Here is a 10990-nt window from a genome sequence, read left to right on the forward strand (position 1 = left end):
AGCAGCGGGATGCGGCGCCGCCACTTGCCCACGCCGGTGGGCTTGCGGGTACGCACGGGTGGCGGTGCGGTCTTGGGTGCAGCGGTGAGCGTGGTCATGGACTGTCCTTGGCCTGGGGCGGCCGGGTAGGGGGGACGGTGCCGTGCCCGGCCGGCGCCATGGCCGGCCGGGCAGGAGAGGTCACTTCTGCTTCTGGGCGACTTCCTCGGCGAGCTTCTGGCCGTCGTTCAGCGCCTTGTCCACGCTGGTCTTTCCGGCGATGGCGGCGGAGATCTCCTGGGTCACCTTCGTGCCCAGGTCCTGGAACTCGGGGACGGCCACGAACTGGATGCCCACCGTGGGCCGGGCCTGCAGGCCGGGGTCGGACGGGTTGGCCTGCTGGATGGACTGCAGGGTGACATCCCCGAACGCCGCGGACGCCTTGGCGTACTCGGGGTTGGCGTACGTGCTGGCCCGCTTGCCTGCCGGCACCCTCGACCAGCCCAGCTCCTCGCCGACCAGCTCCTCGTACTCCTTGCTGGACGCCCACAGCATGAACTTCGAGGCCGCGTCCGCCTTCTTCGTGGTCTTGGGCATGGCCCACGCCCAGGCCCACAGCCAGCCACTGTTGGCGGTCTCGACGGTCGGGGCGTACGCGTAACCGACCTTGCCGGCCACCTTGCTGGACTTGGGGTCCTCCAACGACCCGGCAGCACTGGTCGCGTCGTACCACATCGCGACCTTGCCCTGGCTCATCGCGTTCAGGCACTCGGTGAACCCGGCCTGCGACGCGCCCGCCTCCCCGTGCTTGCGCACCAGGTCGACGTAGAACTTCGTCGCCTCCTTGAACTTCGGACTGTTGACCTGCGCCTGCCAGTCCTCGGTGAACCAGGTGCCGCCGAAGGTGTTCACCACGGTGGTCAGCGGCGCCCCCAGCTCCCCCCAGCCGGCCAGGCCGCGCAGGCAGATGCCCTTCATCCCCGGCCGGGCGCCGTCCACCTCGGCGGCGATGTCAGCGACCTGCTGCCAGGTCGGCCGCTCAGGCATCGTGATGCCCTTCTCCGCCATGACCTCCTTGTTGTACATCAGGAAGGACGACTCGCCGTAGAACGGCAGCGCATACAGCTTGTCGTCCTCACCGGACAGCGACTTGACCATCGGCTTGAGCAGATCGTCCTTGTCGAAGCCCTTGTCCTTGTCGGCGTAGGAGCCCAGTTCCTGCAGCCAGCCGTTCTCCTCCCAGATCGGCACCTCGTACGCGCCGATGGTGGCCACGTCGTACTGGCCGGCCTGGGTGGCGATGTCCTGGGTGACTTTGTCCCGCAGCTCGTTCTCCGGAAGGATCGTGAAGTTCACCTTGATCCCGGTGTCCTTCGTGAACGTGCTCTTCGTCAGCTTCGCGATGTCCTCCATCTGCGGATTGCCGACCATCAGCACATTGATGCTCTCGCCGTCACCCCCGCCGGTGCCGCCCCCTCCGGCACCGGCACATCCGGCGAGCAGGAGAGCGGTGGCGGTGGCGCCTGCGATGAGGGCGTGTCTGGTCGATGGCATGGCGAAGGACCTCTCGGCTGGGGAGGGAGCGGTGGTGAGGGGTGGCGATGCGGCCCTGGGGTGTGGGGCGCGTATGTCGATGGCGGAATTATTAGCAGGAGACCGCGCCGTTGTTAACACATCTTGCGAGAAAATCTCTGCGAACTTATCGTCGAGTCATCTCGCGGAGGGTGCAGGACCACCCCTTCACCCCTCCACCGCCGGCCGCCGCCAAGCCGTTCGGTACTCCGCCTGCCCTGGCGTCGATCAGAACGTCGTTTCTGCCTGCGCGGGAGTACCGTGGGCACAACGAGGGTTCGTCGTGCCCACCTGACAGGTCGTCTCCAGCACGCCACCCATCCACCAGGGGCAGCCCGTGACCCCGGCCGCGCCTTCTCCCAGCGGCCTTCACCCAGGTCAAGGAGCCCCGCATGACCACCGCACTGCAACCCCCGCTTCCCTCCCACCCCGTCCTCCGGCTGCGCCTGGCACCCCACGGGGGCATGCCCCGGCCCATCGACGGAGCCTGGTGGCCCCGCTCGTACGACCTGCTCGCGGAACTCCCGCGGCTGCTCGCCGGGTTGCCGCGCGCATGGGGCCACATCAGCAGCGTCACGGTCAACGGGGCGGTGTGGTCCGCGACGCCGGGCAGGATGCTCGTCGTCAACCAGGTCGTACGACTGCGAAGGACCCTGGCGGCATCGGCCCAGCACACCGTCGTCCTGATCGCCCCCGGCCGGGGGCGCTGGGATCTGCTGGTCGTCCCGCCGGAAACGACGGAGGAGGCCGCGGAACCGCTCATGGCCGCCGCGTCGGGCAGCCACGTCTGAGCAGCCGAGGCAGTCGGTCACTTTGAGCAAGTTCACGATGCTCAGGCGGGTTCACGTGCCGGGGGCCGCTCCGTACAGTCTCCTCGAGGCGACGGCAGCTTGAGGGCGGGTGTCCACCGCCACGAGACTTCACGCTGCTCGCGTGTCACACCGATGGAACCCAAAAGCAACACGTGAGGTCCTGCCCTGCCCTACGGGACGGTCCTACCATCGAGTCTCTTCTATGCGTGTCGGGGGACGGGGGAGCCGGGGGGTGAGGGCCATGCGAGGCAGGGGCCGGGTCGTGAGCGGGGTGGCGTCAGCGCTGGGGCGCATCGCCGGAGTGGGTGCGCCTGCGGCGCGGACCCGGGCTCCGACGCGGATTCGTCACCCTCACCGTCACCGCGACTACTACGGCGACGGCGTCCACTAGGACTCCCAGACGTACTGGGCGCCCCGAGGCGGCCCGGCGGTCCAGCCGTGCCCCCGGGCATCCGCGTGGAGAGCGAGTTCCACCCCGTGGACACCGCCCACGCGAGGTCGCCGAACCGGCCTGAGCACAGGTCGATACACCGAGCCCGCCGCCACATGCAGGCGGCCGACTTCCTCAACACCGTGGTCCGCTGAGAGGCACCGTGATCCGCAGCAGATTCCGTAGATCCACTGTCAACGTCGCAGATGCCACGCAGGCAGGCATCCCCAAGCAGATTCACATCATCTGGGTCGGCGAGAAGGCCTTCCCCTACGGGGACAACCTCCACACCTGGAAGAAGCACAACCCCGACTACCAGGTCCGGCTCTGGACCGACAAGAACCTCCCCGCACTGCACAACCAGTGGATCTACGACGCCCTCGCCGACCAGCCGCCCGCCGTACGGGCCGACCTTCTCCGCCTCGAACTCCTAGCCCAGTACGGCGGCATCTACACCGACGCCGACTCCTGGTGCACCCAGCCCATCGCCCCCCTGATCGACGGCCTGCCCCTGTTCGGCATGACCGGCAACAAGGGCAACGTCCAGAACGCCACCCTCGGCACCGTCCGGAACCACCCCGCCTACCGCACGATGGTCGAAGGCGCCGGAGCGCGCTACCTCCGCCTGGCCTACGCCAAGCGCAACGCGACCGAGAAGTACGAGGTCTTCGACATCTTCGGCACCCGCTACATCACCCCCATACTGCGTTCCTTCCCTGGCTTCACCCAGATCGACCATGGCGCGGTCAAGGGAAGCCGCCGCCTGATAGTCGTTGAGGGCCTGGACAAAACCAGCGAGGCGTTCATCGTCCACGCCAACGCCACCACGTGGAAAAAGCCGGACAGCGACAACCGGCTCACACTCACACCGGCCCGCCCCGAAATGTCGTGAGCCGCCCCGAGTTACGTAGAGTCCAAGAACCGTAGAACAGTTCAGGCCACCGGCTGTCGTCGCGCTTCCCGCGCCGTGAGCGACACCCCCGTCGCGACCGTGGCCGCAGCCACCAGCCCGGGCTGCCCTGTTGTCACTCCCGGCGTACGGGAACGTTGACGTCGTCCACGTTGATGTGGCCCCAGCCGCCCGTTGCGCGGTCGACGACCTCGACGTAGACCCGCTCACCGATGTGGGCGGACAGATCGAAGACGACCCGGCGGTACTGCGGCGGCCTTCGACGGTTGTCGTGTGTTATCGGATGGGGCGGTGATGGGAGCGCTGAGACCAGCGCACGGCAGTGAGGGATAGTGCGGCCACAAGGACCACGATGCCGATGATCAGCAGGTAGCCCAGCCCCTCCGCAACTGCTCCGATGAGTCCCAGCACGACGGCGACCAGAACGAGAAGCAGCAAGAGAGCCATGACCCGAACACCTCCTTCGGGATGAGCGCGGACCGTCAGCGGCGGGCGAGTCGCCGCTCGCCGCCTGCGCCCCTCTGGTAGGTCATGTCGTAGTGCTGGAAGATCGCTTCCTCTGCCTCGGCGGGCAGGATGTCGTCCACGCCGATCGAGGGCGCCTTCTTCACCAGCGCCCTGGCGTAGGACACCTTGACGTAGTCCGGCCCGAGGAGCGCCTCGTCGAGGGGCACGAAGACCAGCTGGTGGTGGGTGGGGAGTCCGGTGCGGACTGTGGCCACGGCCGGTTCGTCGGTGGTGGTGTTCACATAGACCGCTTCGAGTACGCCGATCTTGTGGCCCTTCGGGTCGACGACACTGCGGTTGCGCCACTCGCGGATATCGGCTGCATGGATCATGGCCTGCCTCCTGAGCCGTTGATCCGGGCCGGTACGAGCCGTCCCTGCGGGCAGTCGCAGCCCGCTGAGCTCGGTAGCCCTGGGTCCTTCCAGGTTATAGGGGAACCTCTGCGTCGCACCCGAGGACTTCGCGCTGTGGTCGCGTTCGCTGGGCTTCGCGGCACTGGGGTTGCTCACGCTGGTGAAAACGGAGCAGGCGAGGGCGGTCCCGCAGCCGTCCACAGCGGGTCTGCCATGTGACCGCAGAGAACGTGCTGGGACTCATCGTGGCCGTCTGTCCGGTCGGATGCCTCGTCCCGGCCCGGATCTTCCCGTAGGTCTGAGCCGCCTGGACATGTCCACCGCACACCGGGTGCCGTCCGGTGCCGGAGGCCATTACCGGAGACGGTCAGGTGGGTGATGCTGACCCGGCGTTGGAGGGGTGATCGACACGGGAGGGGCCGGTCGGTCCGGAGGGGGAGGCCGCCGCGGTGCGCGTAGTGCTGCTTGGACCGGTTCAGGTGTACGCCGATGACGTGACGCCGGTCGAGGTCGGTGGCGTTCGGCTGCGGATGCTCCTCGCCAGGCTGGCACTCGAAGAGGGCCGGACGGTGTCCGTCGACTCGCTCGTCGACGGCCTGTGGGGAGAGGAGCCGCCCGCCGACGCGGCATTCGGGACGACGAGGTCGTGGGTTCAAATCCCGCCACCCCGACAGTGAAGTACCAGGTCCCCGGACTACTCGCGTGAGTAGTCCGGGGACCTGTTTCGTGCGCGTGTCCATCTGCGTGACTACCGCTCCGGATCCCGCTTGAAGATGCCGTCCATGACCACGGCGCCGCTCTGGATCACCGGACGGATCTGCTTGCGGTAGACCTCCTCGGTCACAGCCGTGCCGGAGTGGCCGACGAGCCGAAGATTCATGGCGCGGCTCAAGGTCGGACGCTCCATCGGACAACTCGTAGTGCGTAGGGCTCGGGTTCGAACCTGTTTCCTGCGGTGGGGGGCGATCAGGGGCTGCCGTCGTCGTCCAGAGCGTGCCGAGCAAGTTCCATGAACCGACCCAACTCCATATCGAGTGTCTCGGTGGCACCGCGACTCAGCCAGAGCAACCCGGCGACCGGGAGGCACCGGCGCGGGCGGTCGCCGCCGCGCTCGGCATCGAGGAGGTGCACTCCCGCCACACACCCGAGGACAAGGCAGGCCTCGTACGGGAGTTGAGGGAGCGGGACTGCCGGGTCGCGTTCGTCGGCGACGGCGTCAACGACGCCGCCGCGCCGGCCGGAGCCGACCTCGGCATCGCCATGGGCGGTGGCACGGACGCGGCGATCGGGGCCGCCGACGTGACACTCGTACGCGGTGACATCGAGGCCCTGGGGGACGCAGTCCGGCTCGCCCGGCGCACCCTGGGCACGATCCGCGTCAACCTCCTGTGGGCGTTCGGCTACAACGTGGTGACCGTGCCGCTCGCCATGGTCGGACTGCTGAACCCGATGTTCGCCGCGGCGGCCATGTCGGTGAGTTCCCTGCTGGTGGTCGGGAACAGCCTGCGGGTGCGGGCCTGGCAGCCGGCGCGAGGCCGGGGCCGTACGCGATGACCGGACAGCGACTGTGGCGGCCGACCCGCCGCCGGCTCACGGACACCCTGATCGCCGCGCTCGCGCCCGTCGCCGCGTGCAGCATCGCCCTCGGCGGCCTGACCACCTGGGCCGTCCAGGACAACGCGGGCAGCCCCGCGCGGATCGCGGTCACCCACGGGCTCGTCTTCCTCCCGTTCGGCGACACCCGGGAGACCGCCGCGTTCTTCCGCGTCACCAACTCCGGCGGCGCGGACGACCGGCTGCTGCAGGTCACCTCCTCCGCCACCGGTGGCGACGCCACGCTCAGCCGCCACCGCATGACCGGCGGGCGGGCGGCGTACGGGCAGACGGTGGACTCCGTCGCCGTCCCGGCCGGCGACAGCCTCGCCATGTCTGCGTCCGGCACGGATGTGACGGTGCGGGCGAAGGAGACGTGGCGCGAGGGAGACGTCCTGCCGGTGAACGCCTCACTGGCTGCGATGCTCCGGTCGTTCGAGCTGAACAGCGTTCGAAGATCCCGCCCTGCCACCGCTCCCCCTGACGATCAACTGGAGCCAATCTATGCTCCCTTGAGGATTGCCTGGCAAGTAGGCATTCAGGCAGGTCTGCAGGTCGCATCCGACATACCGAAGTTGAGCGCCGGAAGGTGATCGCTCCTCACAGCCACACACCACGGCGCTGGCCGAAAAGTGTGTCTTTGGTTGGCCACCTCCGCAGTCCACATGGTCGAGACGACTGGGAGACGCGTTTCACATGATCTACCGTGGGCGGCAAGTAACGCTGTGGGTACGGAAGTTCCGTGACGGATGACCGAGACGGGGGCTGTGGTGCGGACCGGGTTTGTCGACCGCGTGGAGCACATGGACGAGCTGCGCTCGTTGCTGGCGGACGTGACCGAAGGGCGCGGCGGCCGGGCGATCGTGGTCGACAGCGTCTCGGGTATGGGGAAGTCCGCGCTGCTGCGGGCGTTCGAGGCGGAGGCCGCCGCGTCTCCTGGGCCGGGCGTCTGTCGTGTCGTATCCGTGCGGTGTCAGCCGTCGATCGGGTCGGCTCTGCACTACGGAGCAATTGTCGAACTGCTTCTTCAGCTGGCCCGGGATCAGGAGGTCAAGCAGCCCGGTGTCTTCCGTCGGTTCCTGAGCTTCACCGGTCAGGGCGTTGTCCGCTCTGCTCCTGAGGTGCTGTCCGCGATCGTGCCTGGCCTGGGTGCCCTGTTCGCCCTGGGCAAGGAAGTGGCGGAGGCATCCCTCGCTTCTGGATCGATGCCGTTCGACAGCCTGCTGCCTTTCCAGCAAGGAGCAGCCGCGCAGATCGTGGACGCCCTGCTGGATCTTGTTCGTCAGGGACCGCCCACGGTGGTGCTCATCGACGACATCCAATACGGCGATCCCAGCAGCTTGCTGGTCCTCGACCGGTTGCTGCGGCGGCTGCCCGGTGAGCCGCTCGGCCTGGTGCTCAGCCACACCACGGACGGAGCCTACGTAGACGGCCCGGGATCCATGGTCGAGGATCTGCTGCACGACTGGGCGAAGGACGGCCTGCTGCGACGGCGGGCGCTGGACGGCCTGCCACAGGACGCCGTCGCCGAGTTGGTGCGCTCCCGGCACCCAGAAGCCCCGCCGACGTTGTCTGAACAGCTGAGTCGGCTGACCGCCGGCCACGCCGTCTTCGTCACCCTCTGTCTGGAGGAGTGGCGTCCGGACGCCGGCCCCACAGTCGAACTGCCCAACAGTCTCTCGCGCGTGGTGGAAGAACGACTCCGGCTGCTCACCGAGCTGGATCGCGAACTGCTGATGATCGGGGCGACCCAGGGCGAGACGTTCCTGTCACGCACGGTCGCCGAGGTCAAGGGAGCACCCCACGACGAGGTTATGGAGCGGCTGCGGCTCATCGCCGCCCAGCACCGGCTCGTGCTGCCGGCACAGCCGCCCGGGTGGGCACGCCTGGACGCGTCCGACTGCTATCGGTTCGAGCACAGTGCTCTGTGGGGTGTGGTGTACGACCAGCAGACCCCTCAGCAGATGCGGTCCCGGCACGCCCGCATCGCGGCGGCGCTCACGACCGGCACGATGGACGGGATGCCACTGGAACGTCGGCTGGAGATCGCCCGCCATCTCCGCAACGGCGGAACCGAGTGCCTGCTCGCCTCGGCCGAGGTGCACTACGGGCTGGCCCGGGACGCCGCGATGGAGGGGTTGTCCTTCGCCGAGGCGGAGCGGCACTGTGAGGAAGTGATCAAGGCGGTCCGGGACCTGCCGCAGCAGGAGGAGAGCCTGGACCAGTGGCTGGTCCAGGCCGTGGAACTGCTGCTGTCCCTGACGGAGGTGCGCTGGCGCGGCCAGCACCAGCCAGCCGGCGGGCCGGACATCGACGCCTTGGCCGCCGAGGCTGAAGCCGCGGCGAGGCGCTGTTGCAGCCCTGAGTTGGCGATCCGTACGACGCTTCTGCGTGGCAAGACCCTGCTCGCGACCCAGGGTCTGGTGCCGTCCCTGGACAAACTTCGCGCGGCCGTGGAACTGGCCGAGCAGCACGGCGATCCGGTCCCACTCTTCGTCGCTCGCGTCGAGTACGGGCGCCAGGTGTCCAAGCGACGGCTGGCCGACGGTCTGGCCCAGCTGCGGGAGGCCGAGCGCATGTACGCCTCCGACCCACGACTCGGCGGCACCAGCGATCCGGTGCTCCAGCACGCTCGCAACCTGGGAGAGATGCAACTCGGCATCACCCTCTACGACAGCGGACACCTCAGCGAGGCCCAGGCCCGGCTGGGCCGCTGCGTCCAGCGGCTGCGCGACGAGCCGCTGAGGGCGGAGCTGCCCATAGCGCTCAACTACCTGGCGCAGGTGCATATGGGCCTCGGTGCGTACGAGGATGCCGAGGAGGTCTTGGGCGAAGCTCTCGCCTTTGAGGCCGACCGCGGGGGCGACAGCGGCTGGCACGCCTACAACAAGGCGTTGCTCGCACATCTCCTCATCCAGCAGCCGGCGAAGCGCGGCCGGGCTCTGGAACTGATCGCCGACGCGTGGGCGGAGACAGAGCGGACCTGGCTGGCCAACCTCGTCCCCATCGTCCGCAATCTGTACGCCGAGATCCTGCTTCTCGCCGCTGACGAACCCGGAGAACTCCTGGATCAGGCCGACCGCCTGGCTGTGGCCACCTGTGTCGAGACCCAGCGCAGCGGCATGATCCGTAGCGAGATCGCCGCGCACTCCCTGCGCAGCCGCATCCTGCTCCGGCGGGGCGACACGGTTGGAGCTCAGGAGCAGGCCCGGCAGGCGGTTCGCATCCTGGACGAGGTCGGGGACATGCCCGCTCTCCGTACGGAGGAGGTTCTGTACCACTCTGCCGTGGTGCTGGCCGCCGGGGGCGTGCGGGAGGAGGCATCCGTACTCCTCCAGCGGGCCCGGCGTGAGGTCGACCGCAAGGCGGAGCAGGTCAGCGACGACTTGTCGCGCGACCGGTTCCTCACGCGTGTCCCCCTCAATAACGCCATCCTCCACGGCGAGGGGGTCGATCGTTGATCAGGATGGACGGCCGGCGAGGGGTTCTGACAGTGGGTGGCAGACTGGAGCCGCCATGCTGACGATCACCAAGGAGTTCCACTTCTCGGCCAGTCACGTCCTCGACCGGCTGCCGAGCTGGCACCCCTGCGCCCGCATGCACGGCCACAACTACGTCGTCGTGTTGGAGCTGTCCGCCCGCCGCGAGGACCTCACCGAGGCAGGCTTCGTCCGCGACTATCGGGAGCTCGACGCCTTCAAGAAATGGATGGACGACACCCTCGATCACCGTCACCTGAATGAGGCGATGGGGGGGGGTATCTCTCCGTCTGCCGAGAATCTGGCTGCATGGATCTTCGACCTCTGGATCGAGCGTTTCCCCGAGTTGACCGCAGTCAAGGTCTCTGAGACGCCCAAGACGTGGGCTGAATACCGGCCGCCGCGGTGAATGGCGACGGCCAGCACCTGCGACTGACTGGGTGTGCGGGATCGCACTGCTGTTGACCGTGGTTGTCCGCTCTTACGGGCACAGTGTGGGCACGGGACTGGACCAAGTGGTCTGGGAGGGGCTGTCGGATCCTCAGGGGCGTCTGCCGCAGCGCCTTGAGTGACCGAGTGAGATGTGTGGTTGCGGATGCGTACTGAGCGGGTCTGCGGTTGTTGCTCTCTGGCAGCCGAGCACAGGTGGGGTAATGCGGCGGTGCAACTCGGCGACGACCATGGGCCGGATGTTCGGGCTGGTGACCCGCTCCTCCTCGCCGATCTCAACCACGTCACCACGCGCGAACTGGGCCGCGGGGCTCCTCGGCGCGATCGGTGAACGTCGTCTCCGGCTGCGACACGGACGCGATCCGCACAGTCGACCGCCGCGACTTCCGCGCCGTATGCCCGTTGGGTCGCCACAAGGCATTCCGGCTGCTGCCCGACGACCTCCCCTCTGAGGCGAGGTTCCCCGCGCCGAAGCGTCCGCGGCCAAAGGGACTTGACTTCTGCTGCTACTGCGGCGTGCGAAATCGTCGTTGGTGCCATTGAGCGGGCGGCCGTGACGGCAGGATGCTTTCCCTGTGTTTCAGTCGCGTTCTTCCTGTTCTTCCATGAATCGAATGCCCTCATGGGTCAGCGAGACGGTCGCGGGTGTCTTGTGCGATGTCCAGTCGACGGTGATCAGGCCCTCGCCGGCCAGGTAGGCACAGGCTGCGGACAGGTCCTCGTCGGGTATACGAAGCTTGTCCCGGAGTGTGGCTCCGCTGACCTCCGGACGATTGCGTTCGACGGCCTCGTACACAGAATTCATGGCTCTGTTCCGTAGTCGGTGGTGACGGCAGGTGACGGGCGTCGTTGACGTTGTATGCGAGATGTCAACTCCCTTGTGGCAACGGTGTTTTCAGGGCTCT

At 67.9% G+C, this 10990-nt stretch carries 11 protein-coding genes and 2 pseudogenes; 8 read left to right on the plus strand and 5 right to left on the minus strand.

Going from position 1 to position 10990, the window contains the following annotated elements; genetic code table 11:
• Positions 1–180: 180 nt before the first annotated feature.
• Positions 181–1533, minus strand: coding sequence for an ABC transporter substrate-binding protein (locus ABD357_RS26205; RefSeq protein WP_344393397.1), 1353 nt, complete (start codon positions 1531–1533; stop codon positions 181–183).
• A gap of 410 nt (positions 1534–1943) precedes the next feature.
• On the opposite strand from ABD357_RS26205, the gene ABD357_RS26210 reads away from it, so the two are divergent.
• On the plus strand, positions 1944–2342 hold the full coding sequence (locus tag ABD357_RS26210; RefSeq protein ID WP_344393398.1) for a DUF5994 family protein: 399 nt from the start codon (positions 1944–1946) through the stop codon (positions 2340–2342).
• Positions 2343–2956: 614 nt separating this feature from the next.
• The gene (locus tag ABD357_RS26215; RefSeq protein WP_344393399.1) at positions 2957–3685 is read left to right on the plus strand and encodes a glycosyltransferase family 32 protein; all 729 of its coding nucleotides are present in this window, start codon (positions 2957–2959) and stop codon (positions 3683–3685) included.
• Between the two features lie 294 nt (positions 3686–3979).
• Here the strand turns inward: ABD357_RS26215 and ABD357_RS26220 are convergent, their stop codons facing one another.
• Positions 3980–4150 carry a hypothetical protein gene (locus ABD357_RS26220; RefSeq protein ID WP_344393400.1) on the minus strand — a complete coding sequence of 57 codons (171 nt, stop codon included), beginning with the start codon at positions 4148–4150 and terminating at the stop codon, positions 3980–3982.
• 35 nt (positions 4151–4185) lie between these two features.
• Positions 4186–4542, minus strand: coding sequence for a PRC-barrel domain-containing protein (locus ABD357_RS26225; protein ID WP_344393401.1), 357 nt, complete (start codon positions 4540–4542; stop codon positions 4186–4188).
• 470 nt (positions 4543–5012) lie between these two features.
• Between ABD357_RS26225 and ABD357_RS26230 the strand changes: the two genes are divergently transcribed.
• A complete protein-coding gene (locus tag ABD357_RS26230) occupies positions 5013–5240 on the plus strand; it encodes an AfsR/SARP family transcriptional regulator (protein WP_344393403.1) in 228 nt (75 codons plus the stop codon).
• 71 nt (positions 5241–5311) lie between these two features.
• Here the strand turns inward: ABD357_RS26230 and ABD357_RS26235 are convergent, their stop codons facing one another.
• Positions 5312–5470, minus strand: coding sequence for a hypothetical protein (locus ABD357_RS26235; protein WP_425585010.1), 159 nt, complete (start codon positions 5468–5470; stop codon positions 5312–5314).
• Between the two features lie 164 nt (positions 5471–5634).
• Here ABD357_RS26235 and ABD357_RS26240 point away from each other — a divergent pair.
• The 5 genes and pseudogenes from ABD357_RS26240 to ABD357_RS44835 all read left to right on the plus strand — a co-directional run.
• A pseudogene (locus ABD357_RS26240) lies at positions 5635–6117 on the plus strand (HAD-IC family P-type ATPase); the annotation flags it as partial.
• Positions 6114–6749, plus strand: a complete 636-nt coding sequence (locus ABD357_RS26245) for a copper chaperone PCu(A)C domain-containing protein (RefSeq protein WP_344393405.1) — start codon at positions 6114–6116, stop codon at positions 6747–6749. The pseudogene ABD357_RS26240 and the gene ABD357_RS26245, both read left to right, overlap by 4 nt.
• Positions 6750–6905: 156 nt before the next feature.
• Entirely contained in the window at positions 6906–9617 is a 2712-nt protein-coding gene (locus tag ABD357_RS26250; RefSeq protein WP_344393406.1) for an AAA family ATPase, read from the plus strand.
• A gap of 55 nt (positions 9618–9672) precedes the next feature.
• The gene (locus ABD357_RS26255) at positions 9673–10044 is read left to right on the plus strand and encodes a 6-pyruvoyl trahydropterin synthase family protein (RefSeq protein WP_344393408.1); all 372 of its coding nucleotides are present in this window, start codon (positions 9673–9675) and stop codon (positions 10042–10044) included.
• Between the two features lie 380 nt (positions 10045–10424).
• Positions 10425–10532 (plus strand): annotated as a pseudogene (locus ABD357_RS44835) (VapC toxin family PIN domain ribonuclease); the annotation flags it as partial.
• 133 nt (positions 10533–10665) lie between these two features.
• On the opposite strand, the gene ABD357_RS26265 reads toward ABD357_RS44835, so the two are convergent.
• Positions 10666–10890: a hypothetical protein gene (locus tag ABD357_RS26265; protein ID WP_344393410.1), complete on the minus strand. Its 225-nt coding sequence runs from the start codon at positions 10888–10890 to the stop codon at positions 10666–10668.
• Positions 10891–10990 lie beyond the last annotated feature (100 nt).

The organism is Streptomyces vastus, from assembly GCF_039532825.1.
Taxonomy (GTDB): Bacteria; Actinomycetota; Actinomycetes; order Streptomycetales; family Streptomycetaceae; genus Streptomyces; species Streptomyces vastus.